The sequence below is a fragment of the Mycobacterium sp. NGS35 genome (assembly GCF_059812855.1).
This window is the reverse complement of the sequence record NZ_JCALDL010000016.1, coordinates 37429-55995: the sequence shown is the minus strand read 5'-3', so window position 1 is coordinate 55995 and position 18567 is coordinate 37429. Positions and strand designations below refer to the sequence as shown.

General features: G+C 66.5%; 18 protein-coding genes. 10 read left to right on the top strand and 8 right to left on the bottom strand.

The features are described 5' to 3' along the window. Genes AC5Y4C_RS20360 through AC5Y4C_RS20335 form a run of 6 tightly spaced genes read left to right on the top strand, consistent with a single transcriptional unit; the run spans position 1 to position 5595 of the window. A complete protein-coding gene (locus tag AC5Y4C_RS20360; protein ID WP_499961718.1) occupies positions 1-1104 on the top strand; it encodes an acyl-CoA dehydrogenase family protein in 1104 nt (367 codons plus the stop codon). Then, positions 1101-1553, top strand: a complete 453-nt coding sequence (locus tag AC5Y4C_RS20355) for a MaoC family dehydratase (RefSeq protein WP_499906416.1) — start codon at positions 1101-1103, stop codon at positions 1551-1553. The genes AC5Y4C_RS20360 and AC5Y4C_RS20355 overlap by 4 nt, the downstream gene beginning before the upstream one ends. Continuing rightward, on the top strand, positions 1550-2719 hold the full coding sequence (locus tag AC5Y4C_RS20350) for a lipid-transfer protein (protein ID WP_499961717.1): 1170 nt from the start codon (positions 1550-1552) through the stop codon (positions 2717-2719). Before AC5Y4C_RS20355 ends, AC5Y4C_RS20350 begins: the two co-directional genes overlap by 4 nt. Before the next feature lie 8 nt (positions 2720-2727). Next, positions 2728-3798 carry a zinc-binding dehydrogenase gene (locus AC5Y4C_RS20345; RefSeq protein WP_499961716.1) on the top strand — a complete coding sequence of 357 codons (1071 nt, stop codon included), beginning with the start codon at positions 2728-2730 and terminating at the stop codon, positions 3796-3798. Next, positions 3795-4418, top strand: a complete 624-nt coding sequence (locus AC5Y4C_RS20340; protein WP_499961714.1) for a TetR/AcrR family transcriptional regulator — start codon at positions 3795-3797, stop codon at positions 4416-4418. The genes AC5Y4C_RS20345 and AC5Y4C_RS20340 overlap by 4 nt, the downstream gene beginning before the upstream one ends. A gap of 31 nt (positions 4419-4449) precedes the next feature. Then, complete coding sequence (locus AC5Y4C_RS20335; protein WP_499951784.1) at positions 4450-5595, top strand: aromatic ring-hydroxylating oxygenase subunit alpha; 1146 nt, start codon at positions 4450-4452, stop codon at positions 5593-5595. Positions 5596-5630: 35 nt separating this feature from the next. Here AC5Y4C_RS20335 and AC5Y4C_RS20330 read toward each other — a convergent pair whose 3' ends face one another. Continuing rightward, entirely contained in the window at positions 5631-6950 is a 1320-nt protein-coding gene (locus AC5Y4C_RS20330) for a lipocalin-like domain-containing protein (RefSeq protein ID WP_499906424.1), read from the bottom strand. A 59-nt stretch (positions 6951-7009) separates the two neighbouring features. Between AC5Y4C_RS20330 and AC5Y4C_RS20325 the strand changes: the two genes are divergently transcribed. Next, positions 7010-8464, top strand: a complete 1455-nt coding sequence (locus AC5Y4C_RS20325) for an aldehyde dehydrogenase (RefSeq protein WP_499961713.1) — start codon at positions 7010-7012, stop codon at positions 8462-8464. Here the strand turns inward: AC5Y4C_RS20325 and AC5Y4C_RS20320 are convergent. The 5 genes from AC5Y4C_RS20320 to AC5Y4C_RS20300 are packed head-to-tail and all read right to left on the bottom strand — an operon-like array spanning position 8436 to position 12450. Further along, complete coding sequence (locus AC5Y4C_RS20320) at positions 8436-8891, bottom strand: MaoC/PaaZ C-terminal domain-containing protein (protein WP_499961711.1); 456 nt, start codon at positions 8889-8891, stop codon at positions 8436-8438. The two genes, AC5Y4C_RS20325 and AC5Y4C_RS20320, sit on opposite strands and share 29 nt — an antisense overlap. Then, positions 8888-9436: an FAS1-like dehydratase domain-containing protein gene (locus AC5Y4C_RS20315; protein WP_499951779.1), complete on the bottom strand. Its 549-nt coding sequence runs from the start codon at positions 9434-9436 to the stop codon at positions 8888-8890. The genes AC5Y4C_RS20320 and AC5Y4C_RS20315 overlap by 4 nt, the downstream gene beginning before the upstream one ends. Beyond that, the gene (locus AC5Y4C_RS20310; RefSeq protein ID WP_499961710.1) at positions 9415-9810 is read right to left on the bottom strand and encodes a nuclear transport factor 2 family protein; all 396 of its coding nucleotides are present in this window, start codon (positions 9808-9810) and stop codon (positions 9415-9417) included. The genes AC5Y4C_RS20315 and AC5Y4C_RS20310 overlap by 22 nt, the downstream gene beginning before the upstream one ends. A 10-nt stretch (positions 9811-9820) precedes the next feature. Further along, a complete protein-coding gene (locus tag AC5Y4C_RS20305; RefSeq protein ID WP_499961708.1) occupies positions 9821-11362 on the bottom strand; it encodes an AMP-binding protein in 1542 nt (513 codons plus the stop codon). Beyond that, on the bottom strand, positions 11362-12450 hold the full coding sequence (locus AC5Y4C_RS20300) for an aromatic ring-hydroxylating oxygenase subunit alpha (protein WP_499961762.1): 1089 nt from the start codon (positions 12448-12450) through the stop codon (positions 11362-11364). Before AC5Y4C_RS20300 ends, AC5Y4C_RS20305 begins: the two co-directional genes overlap by 1 nt. A 55-nt stretch (positions 12451-12505) precedes the next feature. Between AC5Y4C_RS20300 and AC5Y4C_RS20295 the strand changes: the two genes are divergently transcribed. Further along, a complete protein-coding gene (locus tag AC5Y4C_RS20295; protein WP_499961707.1) occupies positions 12506-13789 on the top strand; it encodes a cytochrome P450 in 1284 nt (427 codons plus the stop codon). Here AC5Y4C_RS20295 and AC5Y4C_RS20290 read toward each other — a convergent pair. Together AC5Y4C_RS20290 and AC5Y4C_RS20285 are read right to left on the bottom strand one after the other, a co-directional pair. Further along, the gene (locus AC5Y4C_RS20290; RefSeq protein WP_499906433.1) at positions 13709-14416 is read right to left on the bottom strand and encodes a TetR/AcrR family transcriptional regulator; all 708 of its coding nucleotides are present in this window, start codon (positions 14414-14416) and stop codon (positions 13709-13711) included. The genes AC5Y4C_RS20295 and AC5Y4C_RS20290 overlap by 81 nt on opposite strands. 123 nt (positions 14417-14539) lie before the next feature. Then, positions 14540-16834, bottom strand: a complete 2295-nt coding sequence (locus AC5Y4C_RS20285; protein ID WP_500008522.1) for a CaiB/BaiF CoA-transferase family protein — start codon at positions 16832-16834, stop codon at positions 14540-14542. 54 nt (positions 16835-16888) lie between these two features. On the opposite strand from AC5Y4C_RS20285, the gene AC5Y4C_RS20280 reads away from it, so the two are divergent. Next, positions 16889-17698 carry a FadR/GntR family transcriptional regulator gene (locus AC5Y4C_RS20280; RefSeq protein ID WP_499906438.1) on the top strand — a complete coding sequence of 270 codons (810 nt, stop codon included), beginning with the start codon at positions 16889-16891 and terminating at the stop codon, positions 17696-17698. A 10-nt stretch (positions 17699-17708) separates the two neighbouring features. Then, positions 17709-18425: an SDR family oxidoreductase gene (locus AC5Y4C_RS20275; RefSeq protein WP_499961705.1), complete on the top strand. Its 717-nt coding sequence runs from the start codon at positions 17709-17711 to the stop codon at positions 18423-18425. Positions 18426-18567: the final 142 nt, after the last annotated feature.

The window sequence follows — 18567 nt, the reverse complement described above, 5'->3', positions numbered from 1 at the left end:
ATGGACTTCACGTTCACCGAAGAACAAGAGACGATCGCCAAGGTCGCTCGCCAGTTGTTCGAACACCGCGCCACACCAGAGCATCTCACCGAACTCGAAGCCGGCGACGTGCGCTTCGACGCCGGGTTGTGGCGTGAGATGGCGGAGGCCGACCTGCTCGGAATTGCGTTGCCGGACAAGGTCGGTGGCAGTGGACAGAGCTTCCTCGAGCTGGCCTTGCTTCTGTCCGAAGTGGGATGGAGCGTCGCCCCGGTACCGGCCTACGCCACTCTGCTCGGCGCCGACACCATCGCTCGGCACGGCAGCGATTCTCAACACCAGCGGTATCTTCCTGACGTCACGGCCGGAAATCTGCTGCTCACGACGGGTCTGAACGAGCCGGGGAGGTCCGACCCGACAACACCGTCGACGACCGCGCGCCGCGACGGTTCCGGCTGGCGCGTCACCGGTGTCAAGGAATTGGTTCCGGCTGCTCAACTCGCCCACAAGATGCTCATCCCGGCGGCCACCGAGGAGGGTGACGTCGGGGTCTTCGTCGTCGACGCGGATGACGGCGACGTCGACGTGCGCCCTGTCGAGACGACCAATCGCGAGCCGCACGCCGATGTGTTCCTCGACGGGGCGGCAGCGTCGCAGAAGGATCAGGTGCTCGCACCCATGAGTGACGTCTACGATCGCGCGCTCGTCGGACTCTGTGCCGTCCAAGTGGGCGTCGCCGAGCGTGCGTTGCGAATGGCCGCCAAGTACACCACCGAACGCGAGCAGTTCGGCAGACCGATCGGGAGTTTTCAGGCCGTGCAGCAGCGGATGGCCGACGCGTTCATCGACGTCGAGGCGATCCGGTGGACCACATGGCGGGCGGCGTGGCTGCTCGGCGAGGGCCGGAGCGCCACCCGGGAGGCAGGGATCGCGAAGTTCTGGGCCGCGGAAGCCGGCGCTCGCGTCGCCGCCACCGCCCAGCAGGTCCACGGCGGCATCGGCATCGACACCAGCTATCCCCTGTTCCGCTACTTCCTGTGGGCCAAACACAACGAGTTGGCGCTCGGTTGCGCGTCTGCGCAATTGGCCCGGCTTTCCACCGTGTACGTAGGAGGAGACAAATGACCGCCACATTCCGCACGACCACACTGGCATGGCGCGACATCAACGTCGGCGACGAGGTCACCCCACTCGAAATCCCGGTCACCGCAACGGTGATCGTGGCCGGTGCGATCGCGTCGCGTGATTTCATGCCGGTCCACCACGATCCCGAGTTCGCGAGAAAGCAGGGGTCGCCGAACATGTTCATGAACATCCTGACCACCAACGGGCTCTGCACCCGCTTCCTGACCGACTGGGCGGGTCCTGAGGCGATGGTGACGAGGCTGGCGATCCGGTTGGGTGTGCCGGCGTTTCCCAACGACCCGCTGCGGTTCACCGGAGCCGTCACAGGCAAGTCCCGAGAGGCCGACGGCGAAGGGTTCGTCGAGGTGAGCTTCAAGGGCGCCAACAGCCTCGGGGAGCATGTGTCGGGCACCGCGACGCTGAGTCTGTTGGACGGGACCGGCACGTGAGCACGCTGGGCGACAAGACGGCGATCGCCGGCATCGGGCAAACCGAGTTCTCGAAGGAGTCGGGGCGCAGCCCGCTGCAGCTGGCGTGCGAAGCAGTGAAGGCGGCGATCGACGAATGCGGACTGTCGCCGAAGGACATCGACGGGATGGTGACATTCACCGCCGACGAGAACGAAGAGATCGACGTCGCCCGCAGCGTCGGGATCGGCGACCTGACGTTTTTCACGCGCGTGCCGCACGGCGGCGGGGCGGCGGCGGGCACGGTCATGCAGGCGGCGATGGCGGTGGTGACCGGTGCCGCGACGGCCGTCGTCTGCTACCGCGCGTTCAACGAGCGCTCCGGTTTCCGCTTCGGCGGCTCGTCGGCGCGGCCGACCGGGCAGACGCCGCTGTTCATGGCGAACTACGCCCCGTTCGGGCTGATGACGCCCGCATCATGGGTGGCGTTGCACGCGCAGCGCTACATGTCGACCTACGGGGTGGGCAATGAGGATTTCGGGCGCATCTCGGTGGTCGACCGCGCTCACGCGGCCCGCAATCCCGACGCGTGGTTCTACCAGCGGCCGATCACCCTGGAGGACCACCAGAACTCGCAGTGGGTGATCGAGCCCGTGCTGCGGCTTCTCGACTGCTGTCAGGAGAGCGACGGCGGAGTCGCGCTGGTGGTCACCAGCGTCGAACGTGCGCGAGACCTCGCCCGGCCGCCCGCGGTGATCACCGCCGCGGTGCAGGGCGCGGCGCATGACGGCGAGGTCATGACGAGCTATTACCGCGACGACATCACCGGCCTGCCGGAGATGGGTGTGGTGGCTGAAAAGCTTTGGCGCGACGCGGGACTCAAGCCCACCGACATCCAGACCGCGTTTCTCTACGACCACTTCACACCGTTCGTGTTCACACAGCTGGAGGAGCTGGGCTTCTGCGGGCGGGGCGAGGCGAAGGATTTCGCGACGGTGGAGAACCTTTCGATCGGCGGCGCCCTGCCGATCAACACGAACGGCGGGTTGTTGGGTGAGGCATACATTCACGGCATGAACGGCGTCACCGAAGGCGTCCGCCAGATCCGCGGCACGTCGTACAACCAAGTCGACGACGTCGAACACGCCCTGGTGACATCGGGCACCGGCGTTCCCACCAGCGCGCTCGTCCTCGCGCCGGACGACTGAGGAGGATCGTGCCCAAGCTCGCACTGCTGACGGCGGTCGGAGGACCGATCGAACTGGCCGAATACCCGCTGACCGCACCGGCTCCGGGCACCGCAGCGCTGAAGCTGCGGATGGCCGGGATCTGCGGATCAGACCTGCACATCTTTCGCGGCGACCTGCCGCTGTTCTACCCGTACCCTATGGGCCACGAAATGGTCGGCGAGGTGGTGGAACTCGGCGACGGGGTGAGCGCCGACGCGACCGGAGCGCCACTGGCAGTCGGTGACCGGGTGGTCACCCCGTACTTCTGGACCTGCGGGCAGTGCCACGCCTGTTCGCGCGGACGAACACACGCATGTCAGAACCTGATGGCCGGCGAATACCGGATGCACCACGAACCACCGCATTTCGTCGGTGCGCACGCCGAGTACTACTACACCCATCGACGCCAGCCGTTGTACAAGGTGCCCGAAGACCTCAGCGACGAACAGGTGGCACCGCTGAATTGTGCTCTCGCCCAAGTGTTGTTCGCACTTCGCGAGGTGCGCTTGGGCGACACCGTCGTGATACAGGGCGCGGGCGGGCTCGGCATCAACGCCGCGGCGGTGGCGCGCAGTGCTGGTGCAGCTCGGGTGGTCGTCGTCGACATGATCACCGAGCGGCTCGACCTCGCAGCCGATTTCGGTGCCACACATTGCATCGACGCCAGCAGTCTCACAGCCCACGAGGTGACCGAGCAGGTCAAGGCGCAAACCGACGGCATCGGCGCCGATTGGGTGCTCGAAGTCGTCGGCGCGCCCGGCGTGATCCCCGACGGTGTCGGCTTCCTCAACAACGGTGGCACGCTGCTCGAGGTCGGAAACGTGGGCATCGGCCGCACATTTCAGCTTGATCCCAGCGTGCTGGTGTACGGCAACAAGACAATGCGCGGGGTGATGCTCTATGAGCCGGCGACGCTGGAAATCGGCTTGAGGTTCCTGCAATCCAGCCGGTACCCGTTCGACCGCCTGATGCCAAAGCCCTACCACCTTGCCGACATCAACGCAGCGTTTGAATCGGCAGACGCCGCAACGGTGCCGAGAGGTGCGCTGGTGCCGTGACAGCACCGTTGCCCGCATCCGACACCCGCGACCTCATCATTGCCTCGGCGCTCGCATGCTTCCGCAGGCACGGGCTGCGTAAGACCACGATCGTCGACGTGGCGCGCACCGCCCAGGTATCACGCAGCACCGTCTACGAATACTTCCGCGACAAGGCGGCGCTGGTCGAAGCGACCGCAGAGCACACGTCGCAGCAGTTCTATCTCGAGATGACCAGGGCGATGGAGCCAGGCACGTCGCTGGAGGACAAGCTGACGCGTGCGGCAGTCTTCGTCACCAGAGCGCGGCGCACGATCGAGCCGGAAAAGTACTTCGATGCAGACGCGGTCGGCCTGCTGCTGACCAAGGACGCGGCAGTCCTGCTGCAGGAGTGCAGTGAATTCTTCGCCCCCTATCTCAGCGCGGCGAAGTTGACCGGCGAGGTGCGCAAAGACCTCGACGTCCCGGCTGCCGGCGAGTGGTTCGCGCGCATGCTGTTCTCACTGTTCAGCACACCGTCAGCAGTACTGGATATGAACGACGACGACGTCGTTGCGGAATTCGTGCGCGCACACGTCGTGCGCGGCTTCGCGAACGACCGATCGCCGGCACCGCGGCGAACGCTATCATTGCAAAAATAGCGGATCACCGTTGTGCTGGGAGGAATCCAGGATGGATCGCGACCACCTGATCGACCTCACCCGCCGAGCGCTGAAGTTGGCGCGCGACAAGACCACGGACCTCGCCCCTTCGGAGTACACGGTCGCGGCCTCTGACTACACGTGCGCCGAGCGCCATGCCCGCGACACGGAGATGCTGCTGCGCAGCCCGCAGTTGGTCGGCTACGCATCTGAGCTGCCCGCGCCTGGCACGTACTGCACCAAGACGGTGATGGGACGCTCGATCCTGTTGACCCGCGGCCCGGACGGTTCGGTGAAGGCGTTCGACAACGTGTGTCTGCACCGCCAGTCGCGGATCGCATCCGGCTGCGGCACAGCGCGTCGGCTGTCGTGCCCGTACCACGCGTGGACCTACGACCTCGACGGCAACCTGGTGGGTGTTCCCGGTAGAGAGGGATTCCCCCAATCCGCCTCGCTGCCAAGGCGTTTGACGGAGCTGCCAGCCGCCGAGTGCGCGGGTTTCCTGTGGATCTCACTTGACCCGCATGTTCCCCTCGACGTCCTTGCACATCTCGGGCCGCTGGCCGACGAGCTCGAATCCTGGGGCATCGGCCGGTGGTCGCCGCTGGGCGAGAAGGTGCTGGATTCACCGATCAACTGGAAGCTCGCGATCGACACGTTCGCCGAGAACTACCACTTCGCCACTGTGCACAAGACCACGTTCGCGACCATCGCCAGAAGCAACTGCACCGTGTTCGACGCGATCGGTCCACATCACCGGCTCGTCTTTCCGCTCAATGGCATCTGCGAACTCGACGGTGTCGATGAGCAGCAGTGGGAGCCGCTGCAGCACATGGTCGTCATTTACGCGCTGTTCCCGAATATCGTGCTGTCGGCCACAGTCGCCAACGGTGAGCTGTTTCGCGTGTATCCCGGTGACGTGCCTGGCCGGTCGACCACCGTGCACCAGAACGCAACCCCGCTCGACATCTCGACCGAATCGGCCGCAGCGGGCGCACATGCGGTGTTCGACTATGCCCACGCCACCGTGCGCGACGAGGACTATCGACTTGTCGAAGCGCTGCAGGCCAATCTCGAGTCCGGGGTTCGCCCCCATCTGGTGTTCGGCCGCAACGAGCCGGGCCTGCAGCACCGGCATGCGACATGGCTGGAAGCGATCGCTGAACCACACCTGTAACAACCGAGCGACAATGCGGCTCCACCCGTCGTTGGTCACGAATTGTCAACGCGCGGAGGGCAATCGGTGCGACCCAGCGCCGCGATGAGATCGTCCACCAGAGGGTGCACGTTCACGTCGGCCAACCAGGCGAGCGCTTCGGATTTGCGCCCGTCTCGGATTAGCGACCGCAACTCAGCCACGTCGACCACGGTGCCCAGCACGTCGACCAGCTCCCAATCCCGGTACAGCGCAATCGAGCGTTCGTAAAACGCGAAGCCGCTCACCGGTTTCCCGGCCATTGTGCCGCGATACCGGTAGGGACCCTCCATGTATTCGATGGGCAGCGCATGGGCGGGGGCGGGTACCAGCGGCTCGCCGACCAGATCCAGGTCGAGCTGACGCGACCAGATGCGATGGCGGTCCGGCAGATAGCGGGCTTCGGCCAACGGCGGTACCAGTGGCCGCACGTCCGCGGGCCAGCGCACATAGCTTTGGACGCTGACCTCGACGTCCTCGACGCAGCGAGGGCAGCCCCGGGCCGGGCTGGTGGTTGCGCCCGAAAAGGCTTGCAGCGCATTACGATTTGTCCGATCGAACTGGCGCCAGATGCTCAGGTCAACGCCGTTGTCAAGGGAGATCGTGCGCCACTCGTGGGCGCGGGCCCGCGGATCGCCGCCCGTCCCACCGCCGCCGGCATACCTCGGGAACCACTGCCGGTCGACGTGGCCGCTTGTGCCGTCGACTTTCTCGTCGACCGATCCCCACCTCAGCGTGCCGGTCATCTGCATGCCGGTCTGGAAGTACGAGTAGGTGTTGTCCTGGCCGAAGCACGCGATCTTGCCGTCGTAAGTAGACGCACCGAGTGGTACCGGCGGCCGGGTCGGCGTCACGTGCAGTTGCAGGGCCATCGGGACGCCGGCCCGGTCGGTACCGACAAGCGCGATGTCGTAGGTGTACGGGAGCAGCTGGTCGTATTCGTCACGGCAGGTGCGCCACACCGCTGCACCTGCGTCGCTGCGGTAGCGGATGTCGAGGTGGCTATGCGCGGTGGACAGCTTGGGACGGGCGTCAGGTCGCAGGTTGGCCGGCGGCATGTCGTAGTCGGTGTAGGTGCCATAGGTGCCGTTGTCGAGATCGAACAGCGCAAAGGTGTAGAAGTCGGCGGTGACGGCGTGGCCGGGCCGGTTCTTGTTCACGATCGTCAAGAACGCGAACTTGCGGCCGCTGCCCTGCCCGGTGAGTTCACCGGCCAGAAACCAGGTATCAGACTCGAAATCGGGATGCTCCGCCTCGGCGGCGGGAAAGCAGAACTGCGGATCGTCGGCGACAAGCTGGAAGGGATAACGGCGCCACCGATCCAGATCAGCACCCATCTTTGCTATGTTAGCAGCAATAGCGACTGCACATCACGGGCGACAAGGCGGTGGCCGACATGAAAAGCCTTGACTACGAACAGCTTTTCATCGGCGGTCGATGGCAGCGGCCGGCCAGTGACCGCAAGATCTCGGTGATTTCACCGCACACCGAACAACCCATCGGGCAGAGTCCGGAGGCGTCGACCGCAGACGTCGACCGGGCCGTCACCTCGGCCCGCGACGCGTTCGACAACGGCCCGTGGCCGCGGATGTCAGTCGCCGAGCGGATGGAGCGCGTCGAGACGCTGACGGCCGTCTACGCCGGATGTGTCGACGAGATGGCCGACCTCATCACCGCGGAAATGGGCACCCCGCGCAGCTTCAGCCGACTCGGGCAGGCCGCGGGTGCGCTGGCACAGATGCACCTGGCCATGGCCACCGCCCGCGAGTTCCCGTGGGCGGAACGCAGACAGGGGCTATTCGGTGAGGTCCACCTGCGCCGAGCGCCCGTGGGCGTCGTCGGTGCGATCGTGCCGTGGAACGTGCCGCAGTTTTTGATCATGCCGAAGCTCATCCCGGCGCTGCTCGCCGGTTGCACCGTCGTGGTGAAGCCCGCACCGGAGACGCCGTTGGATGCGCTGTGGCTGGCCGAGATGCTCGAGCAGATCGATCTGCCGGAGGGCGTGGTGTCGATCCTGCCCGGCGGCCGCGAAACGGGTGAAAGCCTGGTGCGCCATCCCGGTGTGGACAAAATCTCGTTCACCGGTTCGTCGGCCACAGGCCGGCGGATCGCGGCGTTGTGCGGTGAACAACTCAAGCGGGTGAGTCTGGAGCTCGGCGGCAAGTCGGCGGCGATCATCCTCGACGACGCCGACCTGGACCACACCGTCCGGGGACTCAAGACCGCCAGCCTGATGAACAACGGCCAGGCCTGCGTGGCGCAGACCCGCGTTCTGGTCAGCCGGCGGCGCCACGACGAGGTGGTAGACGCGCTCGCGGAGATGATGTCGGCCCTGCGGGTCGGTGACCCCACCGACGAGGCGACTGACGTGGGTCCCCTTGTGGCGCAACGCCAGCAGCAACGAGTGCAGGGATACATCAAGGCGGGCCTCGACGAAGGGGCGCGAATCGTCGTCGGCGGCCCTGACGCACCCTACGACCGCGGCTGGTACGTGCGGCCGACGTTGTTCACCGATGCGACCAACCAGATGCGGATCGCCCGCGAAGAGATTTTCGGCCCGGTGGTGACGGTGCTGACGTACTCCGACGAGCGCGAGGCAGTGCGGATCGCCAACGACAGCGACTACGGCCTCGCGGGTTCGGTGTGGACCGACGACACCGCACACGGCCTGGAAATCGCCGAGCAGATCCGCACCGGCACCTACGGCATCAACATGTACACACTCGACACCAGCTGTCCGTTCGGCGGGTTCAAGCAGTCCGGCATCGGACGCGAGTTCGGGGCGGAGGGGATGGCCGAATACGTCGAGCTTCAGTCGACGGTCAGCGCCGGCAAGCTGCCTGCCCTCTAGCGTCCCCGTACAGCTCGAGTGTCACTTCGGCGGGGCAGCACAGCTCACCGCGCTGGTTGCACACCGTCACCTCGAGGTCCACGAGGTACCGCGTATTGCCTTGCGCTGCTTCACAACGCTTCCCCAGCACGCGGCCACGGCCCACCATCGAATCCCCGGCGTAGATCGACCCGGTGATTCGCATCCTGCGCCGCACCACGCGGCTGTACGGGCCGGCCCAGCTCGTGGTGATGCGATCGATGAAGCCGGCGATGTGCATGGTGTTCACGAAAATCGTCGGATGCCCGTGTGTTCGGGCATAGACCGGATCGTAGTGGCCGGGGTGGTAGTCCCCGGTGGCGCCGGTGTTCATCACCACCCGCTGATAGCTGATCTCGTCGACAACCTCGGGAAGCTCTGTGGGCACCGTGATCTCGTCGTAAGTCATGCCGAATCCACCGGGCAGTACCGGAACAAAGTGTTGCGGTTGACGGCCACCAGCGTGCCGTCGTCGCGGTGGTAAGCCTCACACGTCTCGACGAAGTGGCCGGCGCCCAGTTGCGTGGTCTTCTCCGGCGACACCGCCACCACTTCTTCGACGACGCTGAGCCGGTCGCCGGCCAGGATGGGCTGCAAGAACTCGGCGTCGTTGGCGGCGTTGATGAACGCCGGTCCGGGTAGCGGCACGCGAAGTGCGATCGACGCCGCGCGCGGCGCACCCGTCGGCAGCCACGGCGGTGGTATCAGCAGACCCATGAGAAGTGCCGGCGGTGCCACCAGCCCACCCCACATTGGTTCCGCAAAGTCGTTGTCCCAGAACGACGGGTTGCCGTCGCGGACCATCGCGGCGAAGTGCTGGATCCGGTCGGCGCTGACAGCCATGCCCGCGAATCGCGGGCCGCTGCGAGCGCCCACCATCCTCAGCGCGTCCTCGTAGCTACCGAACGCGAACTCGTAGCTGACCTCGGTGGTCACGTGGAGGCCGTGTCCCATTCGAGGTCACGGGACGTGAAGTACCATCCTCCGCGCTCGTAAACCAGCCGATCGCAAAAGGTTCCGGTAGCGCGCAGCGCAGCGCCCCGGAACAGTAACGCGACACAGCGCTGCGTCGCGTCCACGCCGTCGACGGCGATGTCGTGGTCGACGGTCGTCAACCGTTGCCCATTGCCGCCGTCGAATGCTCCCGCCAGATCGCTGAACGTCTGCCCCGAGCGGACATACGTGGCGCCCGAATGGCGAAACGTCGCCACCCAGCCGGCGAGGTCTCCCGCCGAGTACAGCCGGTTGTGCCGGGCGTTCAGATTGAGGATCGCCGCCCGAGCAGCCAGGCCGTCGAGCACGTACTGCTGTTGATACGTCAGCGTCATCTTTCTCCCACTATCGGTGACTGAGTGTGTAGCCGTGCGCCTCGCGGTCCCACGTCGCGGCTCGCACACCTCTCTCGCGTAGCACGTCCTTGCGCACGCGGCCGATCACGGTCTTCGGTATCTCGTCGACCACGTCGACGTATCGCGGCACGCAGAAGTACGGCATTCGTTGGGCGCAGAAGTCAAGGAGCTCAACCGGAATCAGCTTTGCGCCGTGCGCCTGCGTGACGACGACGAGGATGTCGTCTTCGCCCAACTCGCTCGCAACGCCTACCACCGCCGCCTCCGACACAGCGGGGTGGCGCATGACCGTCGTCTCGATCTCCACCGACGACACGTTCTCACCGCGGCGGCGCAGGCAGTCCTTCACGCGGTCGACATAGGTCAAGTTGCCGGCGTCGTCCAGCCGGCCCAGGTCGCCGGTGTGAAACCACTCCGGATGCGGGCGTACCCGGAAAGTCTGGCCAGAGGACACGTATCCCTGGCTCATCACGTGCGGATGCTTTGGGCGGCAGACGATCTCCCCAGTGCTGCCAGTGGGCACCGGCGTCCCGTGGTCGTCGACGATGCGCACATCGAATGCCGGGTTCACCGTGCCCGATGTCCCGGGTACACCCTCGTCGGACACCACCTTGACCGCCAGCGGAAACGCCTCGGTGAGACCGTACATCGTCACCACGCGGCAGTTGTAGCGGTTTTCGATCGCGCGGTACAGGTCAGCCGCTATCGGTGCAGCTGAGATGAACCGCAAGCCGAGCTGGGCGTCGCGGGGGTCGGGCGGCTGGTTCCACAGCATCGACACCATCGCGCCGGCCCCTGCGAAACCTACTGCGCCGCAGGCCTGTACGTCGTCCCACACCTGAGCGGGATGGAAGGCGGCCGCGACTACACTTGTGCCACCGACGAGCATCGGCGCCAGCACGGTCGGTGCTGCACTGAGGTGAAACAGCGGCATCGCCGTCCACAGCACTTCACCCTCGCGCAACTCCCACGCTGACGCGACGGTGGCGGCGACAGTCAGGAGATACTGCCAGGTTGTGGCCACCGCCTTCGACGGGCCGGTGGTGCCTGAAGTGAAGAACAGAGCACCCAGGTCGTCGAGTGCGGCGGGCGAGCCCTTCGGGGGGCTCGCCCGGGCGCGCAGGAGCGCGGTAAGCGAATCACCTTGCAGGAGAATAGGAATTCGGCAGTCGATACCGTCCAGCCGCTCGAGCCGCTCGGCGTCCGTGAGTACCACGTCGGCTTTCGACAGCCGCAGCGCGTGTGACAGGAAATCCCCCTTGTTGGCGGCATTGACGGCCGCGATCACCGCACCGATCCGTGCGGCACCCAGCCAGAAGTACACCCACTCCGGGCACGTGCCGGTGAACAATGCCACCGTGCCGCCGCGCCGCACACCATGCTCAGTGAGCAGATTAGCTGCAGCGCAGGACATTTCGCGCATCTGTGCATACGTCACCGCCGTGCCGGCGATCGACATCATCACTCGATCGCCGCACTCGTCGGCTCGGGCGTCGAGCAGCGACGTCACCGAAGGACGGGGCTCTGGCATTACCCGCCGGCCGCCGCCGGGTCGGGGGTGCCGTCAGCGGTGTAGCCGAAATCTTCTGGCGACGGCTGCGGTCCGGGATAGAAGCGATGCGCCCATCGGCGCAGCGCGGCATAGTCGCGGGCCTCTTCCGGCGCCAGGTTCGGCTTCTCCAGGTACTTCATGTTCTCCCACGTGAAGAAGTCCTGCTTGATCACTTCCTGCTGCAGTTGCAGAAACTTCGCGGCCCGTCCGGTGGGCGCGTCGCCGTCGTCGCCGGGCTCTCGCACCGAGGCCTGGGTGTAGAAGTAGTCGGTGTAGTCCTCGTCCACCGGCGTCTGGCCGGTCACCTGGACCGTCGCAACGAGGTCCGACGGGAACCGGACGATGCCCAGGCCCAGCGAGTAGTTGTCGTAGATGATCTTCGCGTCGACCGGCCCGTTGGGCGTCAGCCACGTCTTCGCCCGTCCCCCACCGAAATTCGCGTTCACGGTCGCGTGCAGGTGATAGCCGCTCACCTCGAAGGAGGCAGTGTTCGCGGGATTGGCCGCCTTGTGTACGTATTGGACGTGGTAGGGATCGGCGGCGTTCTCGATGATCATCTGCGGATGCACTTTGACCCGGTTGACCATGCGGCTGTGCGGATGCAGCGGGTAATACTCGCCGGTTTCGAGCTCGGGCAGCACCGGCGGCTGCCAATATGGTGCGCGGCCATGGCGCTCGTGCCAGACCAGGATGAAGCCGTACCACTCCATGCTCGGGTAGCTGCGGATGCGGACGTTGTTCTTGCAGCCGATCTTGCTGTACGGGATGAGCGCGTTGGCCCCGTCGCCGGTCCAGTGCCAGCCGTGCCACGGGCAGACGATGTGCTCGCCCTCCACGGTGCCGCCGACGCCCATGTTCGCGCCGAGGTGCTGGCAGTACGCGTCGAGGACGTTGACCTGACCCGAGGCGGTCCGGAAAATCACCAGCTCTTCGCCGAAGTAGTGGGCGCGCTTCACCTGGCCGGTGGCCAGGTCGGACGCGAACGCCACCACGAACCACCCCGTCGGAAACCGATACGGAGACAGGCCGATACCGCTGGGGCCGAACTCGAAATCCGACGGATCCATCGTGGTCACTGCGTCCTCCGTTCCGGCACGGCCCTATCTTTAGTATTTTAAGGATATGGGTCAAGCTCGCGATTTCGGTGCGCAAACCGTCGCTGGGCGCCTGGAATCGCACCGAAATCCCGACTTGTCGGATTTCGCCCTGTGGCGCAACGGTTTTCCGGACGACGTGTTCGCTGAGCTGCGCCGGGAAAGGCCGATCTTTCACCACGAGCTCACCCCTGGCGTCGCGAAGGTGGTGGGCCGCGACTTCTGGATGACCACCAGACACCACCACGCCGTGCGCATCCACCGCGACGCCGACTCGTTCACCGCGGTCGACGGGCCGCTGATCCAAGCCATGGACACGTTCTCGTCGTACCCGACCCTGATCAACATGGATCCGCCCGAGGTGACGAAGCGGCGTCGCGTGATTGCCAGCGCGTTCACCCCCCGCGCGATCGCGAAGCTGGAGGACGGCATCCGGCAGCGGGCCGCGGCGATGGTCGGCACACTGCTGGCCAACGGCGGCGGCGACTGGATAGGCGACGTCGCCGACCTGCTCCCTATGACGGTGATCGGCGACATCATCGGCATGCCGGAGGCCGACCGCCCCCGCATCTTCGAGTGCTTCGACCGGATCCTCAAAGCGCGCTCGCCGCAGGCGCGGCTATCTGAAGAAGAAGAGGCGGGTCTTTACGCGACGATCTTCTCGTATGCGCTGGAGCTGACGGCCGAGAAGCGGCGCAATCCCGCCGACGACATTTGGAGCACGCTCGCGTCAGCGGTGATCACCGGTGAGGACGGCGAGCAGCTGTGCTTGCCCGCCGACGAGTTGGAGATCTTCTTTTTCGTGCTGGCGTTCGCCGGCAGCGACACCACGAAGAACGCGTTGGCGGCGGGGCTGCAAGCGTTCGTCGCCAACCCGGAGCAGATCGAGCGGTACCGCGACGACGAGGCGGCGCGGGCCTCCGCAGTCGAAGAGGTGCTGCGGTGGGCCACACCGGTGACGTACTGGACGCGCACCGCCAAGGTCGACGTGGAGATGGACGGGCACACCATCCCGAAGGGCGATCGCGTGGTGTCGATGCTGCGGTCGGCGAACCGCGACGAGGACGTGTTCGTCGACCCATTCGTGTTCGACATCGGTCGCGATCCCAACCCGCATGTCGCGTTCGGCGGCGGCGGCCCGCACCATTGCTTAGGTGCGATGCTGGCTCGCGCCGAAATCCGCGCGGTGTTCGACGAATTGCTGCTTGGCGCCGACCACATCGCGCTGGGGTCAGCGAAGGTCGCCTACCCGAGCCTCGTCACCAACATGTACATCTTCGACGAGATGCCGATCTCGCTCACTCGCCGCTGAGCCACCCGCTGTCTTGGCGTGGGTGGCCAGAAACCCTGCGACCGCCGCCCGTGCGCATTCGCGGTAGTCGAAGTCGGCGAGCTTGCTGAGCTTGCCCAGCAGAATCGGCCCGAGCAGCAGGGCGATCGCCTGCTCGCGGTTCACTTCGCCCAGCTCCGCCTTGGCTTGCGGGCTGTCGAAGATCGCGTCGAACGGCGCCGAGTACTGCTGGGCGATCCGTTCACGCAATGTGCGGATCTCGACGCTGTCGCGGGCGACGCGGGCGCGTTCGCTGGGCAGCTGGTCGATGCCGCCGCCCAAGGACAACCAGGAGATCGCCGACAGCGCCGCGGGGGCCTCGGCCATCGACTCCGCCCACGCCTGCACCAGCGTGGTCAGCCGCTCGGACAGCGATCCCTCCGCTGGGGGCGTGGGAGCGGGCGGGATCAACGAGTGAAACGCTGCGGCGAGCAGGTCGTTGCCACTGGGGAAGTGGCGGTACAGGGTGGCGCGGGCGACGTTGGCGGCGCGAGTGACGGCGTCGACGGTCACGGCGCTGGGGCCGCCGGCGCTCAGTAGCGACGTCGCGGCGTCGAGCAGGCGCGCGCGCGACAGTGCCGGTCGCGGGTCGGCCCGTCGGCTCGCCACAGCCACACCTCCCGTTCGCTCGAGACATCGGCGTGACCAGGTTACCCACGTCCTCGCCGGTGAGCAGACGCGAAACCGCATAAATGGCGGGCCGGTAATGCGAGTTTGCGACTGCTCGCGGGGTCAGAGGCCTTTGGGGCGGGTGCCAATCACGGCGTTCGTGGACAGCTCGTCGAGGTCCGCATCGGTCAATCCGCACATGTGCGTCAGGACTTCTCGGTTGTGCTGGCCCAAGGTGGGCGCCGGGCGGGTCAGCCACCGCTGCATTCCCGCCAGCCGCGCGAACGGCGGGCACGGATACCAGCCGGGTCCGGTGCGGGGGTGCTCGAGCTCTTCGAAGAACCCCCGGTGGCGAAATTGCGGGTTTTCGGTGACCGCCGACGGCGACACCACGGCCGCCGCGGGCACCCCCGCTTGCGCCAGGCGTTCGACGACGTCGTCGAGATGCTGCGTGGAGAACCACTCGGCCAGCGCCTCGTCGTCGGGAGGCGTGCCCTGCCCCATCACTCGCAGCAGCGCCTGTTTCTCGGCGTCGTCGCGGATGGTCACCGCAATCCAGTCGTCGTCGCCTGCGCAGCGGTAGAGGTTCTGCATCACACTGGGATGGCCGCGATTGCCGTTGCGCTGCAACACAATTCCGTAGACCTCGTACTCGATCGGTTGGGCGGCGGTGACGTTGAGCACGGTTTCGATCATCGGCAGCTCGACAAGCTGGCCGCGGCCCGTGTCGTCGGCGTACTCCAGCGCCGCAAGCAGAGCGACCGCGGCATGCACGCCCGCCAGCGGATCGCAAGCACCGCGGGGCGCGACGGGCGGCCCGTCGGGCATGCCGGTGACCCACGCCAGACCCGCGATCTGTTCCATGGTCGGCGCGAAGCCCACCCGGTCCCGCCACGGGCCGTTCAATCCGAACGCAGGCATCCGGACCAGCACCAGCCGGGGGTTCAGTTCCAGCAGGGTGTCGCCGCCCAGGCCGAACTGATCCAGCACTCGCGGCGAGAAGTTCTCGATCACCGCATCAGCCTGTGCTACCAGCATCTTGAACAGCCGAAGACCTTCCGGCGATTGAAGATTCAGCGTCACCGACCTTTTGTTGGTGTTCACGCCCTGGAACAGCCAGCCGTATTCCCACCAGTCGTCGACGTCGGTGCGCAGTCCGCCGGAGTACCGGATCCCGTCGGGGCGTTGGATCGATTCCACCTTGATGACGTCGGCTCCGAACGCGGCGAGCGCATGGGTCGCCGAGGGGCCGGCCCAGAACGCGGTCAGGTCGACGATCCGAACGCCGTCGAGCGGCAAGCCTGTGGCTTCCCGGGTGCGTTGCGGCCTTGGCGGCCAGGCGATTTCGTCACCGCCCGGAGCAGGAGCCGCACGCACGGGCGCCGGTGTCAGGCCGGACATCAACCATGGGGCGCGTGGCTGGTGAAACCCGGCCGGATGGGGAACGAACACTCCCCGTGCGCGCATGTACTCCATGTCGGGAATCGTGGCGCCGTTGCCCAGCGGCGCCACGGGCAACCGGAAGAGCTGCCCGAGTTCGACAATTTCCGCGACGGTGCGCTCACGCAGCCACCCGCCGATGCGCTCGCGGATCCAGTCGCGATGTGCCCAGCGGCCCAATTGAAAACGCAGCTCAGGTTTTTCGGCGAGTTCGGGACAATCGACCATCGCCGCGAAGTCGAGCCACTGCTGGCCGGTGACCATGGCGAAGCCGACGTAACCGTCCTTCGCCTGCTCGATCGACGGCACCTCGATGGAGCGGCGGATCGGCGGCACACCCATGAGCTGCGCGTGCAGCCACTCGCAGCTCTGCATCAGCGTCATGGCTTCCAGCACCGAAAGGTCCAGATGCTCGCCCGGCCCGCCGCGGCGCACGCGCCGACGCACCGCGAGCGCACCGAATGCGGCGAACGCGCCCGCCATGTACTCTCCCAGTTCCCCGCCGATGGAAATCGGCGGCCCCGCGGGATCGCCGCGGAATCCGGTGCAGCCCGACCACGCCTGCAGCGTGAACTCGGTCGCAGTGCGTTGCGCCCACGGACCGGTCCAGCCGAAGTCGGAGATCGTGACGACGATGCATCCCGGTGTGGACTCGAGCAGCCGCTGCGGATCGATACCGGCTCGGGCCGCCGCTGCGCGGGTCCCCGTGACGACGACGACGTCGGCCCGCGTGACAAGGTCGTCGCAAGCCGTTGCGGTGCTTCGCTTTCCGGCGTTGAGATAGCAGAACAGCGGGGCGTCTCCGCCCGGGGCCGGCGTGGCGCCGGTGACCGTGTAGCGACGCAATCGACTGCCCTGCGGTGGTTCGACCTTGACCACGTCGGCGCCGGCGTCGACGAGGATCTTGCCGCAGTAGTCACCGGCGATCCGGTCGCTGACCTCGAGCACGCGCACATCCGTCAGCGGGGTGCGAGCCACGAAGAGCTATCTTAGCTACTTTTGCGCAATGGCCGGCTGTTAGCATGAAAGGCAATGACTACGCGCGGAATTGGCCTGGAAGCCCGCCGTCGGCTGTCGGCGCGGCGGACCGCCGAGATCGTCGCCGACGAATTGCGCAGACAGATCATCGACGGCGAACTCGTCGACGGTGACCTTCTGCCCCGCCAGGAAGTACTCGTCGAGCAGTTCAACGTCAGCCTGGTGTCGCTGCGGGAAGCGTTGCGAATCCTGGAAACCGAAGGTTTGGTGTCGGTGCGCCGGGGCAATCGCGGAGGTGCCGTGGTGCATGCACCGGCCAAGGCAAGCGCCGCATACATGCTGGGCCTGCTGTTGCAAAGCGATTACGTGCCGCTGGGTGATCTCGGCACCGCGCTGCAGGAACTCGAACCGATCTGCGCGGCGTTGGCGGCCCGACGGCCCGACCGCGGCGACAAGCTGGTGCCGCGGCTGAGGGAGATCAACGACGCGATGGCGCAACACATCGGCGAAGGCGCACGGTTCACCGAGTTCGGCAACCAATTCCACGACGAGGTGGTGCGCGGCTGCGGAAACCACACGATGATCGCGGTGGTGGGCAGCCTCGAGACGTTGTGGAGCAGCCACCTTCAGCAGTGGGCCGACGAGACGGCGGCCCGGGGCGAGTACCCGTCGATGAGCAAGCGGCGCGTCGCGTTGCGGGTGCACCACAAGATGACCGACGCGATCGAGGCCGGCGACGACGAGCGTGCCCGCCGGCTGGCCGCCCGACACCTGGCCGACACTCGGACCTACTTCTTGGCAGCCGATCCCAACCAGCGGATCGTCGCGCTGTCGCCGCAGGCCATGACGCCGCGTCGGCGCTGAAAGGCGCGGCGTGCGAACAGCATTGATCACGGGCGGCAGTGGCGGCATCGGCAAGGCGTGCGGGCGCAAGCTCGCCATGCTCGGCTACGAGGTGGTGTTGACGGCTCGCCGAGAAGAACCGCTGCGCGCCGCAGCCGACGAAATGGGAGCGCGGTATGTGGTCGCCGATGCGTCACGTCCGGAGCTCTTCGAGCCGGCGGTATCGGCGATCGGGCGCATCGACCTGCTCGTGCACGCAGCAGGGGTACTCGGCGGAACGTACGCGCGCAAGCAGACTTTCGAGCAGTGGCGTGCGACGATGGCGGCCAATCTCGACTCGTGCTTCGTGGTCACCTCCGCCGCCTTACAGAAGATGACGGCCGGGTCCAGGTTCGTGTTCGTCTCGTCGTCGGCCGCGCACGAGCCCATGCGGGCGCGAACGGCGTACTCCGCGTCGAAGGCCGGGGTGAACGCGTTTGCACGCGCGCTCGCGCTGGAGGTCGACCGCGACGGCATCAACGTCCACGTCGTCACCCCGGGCCCGGTGGAGACCGACATGCTGCAGGACGTGCCGTTCGAGATGTATGCGATTCGGGCGGCCGATGTGGCCGAGGCGGTGGCGTGGCTGGACTCCGTGGACCCGTCGGTCGACGTGCCGGAGATCAGGCTGCACGCCGTCACGCGCGGGCCGTCGGCTCGCGAGCCGGTGGTGCCGCTAGAGGTGGAGCGCCGCGCCCGCCGCCGCTGACACGCTGCACCCGGGTCTTGCGTCCCGCGGCAGCTATTACCGTCTGGGCGCTCCCGCATACCGTCTGGGCGCATACGGCACAGCTCCTTGACCTAGTTTCCTTAAAATAGTAAAGATAGGGCGACGGCGGGCTCTGCAGGGA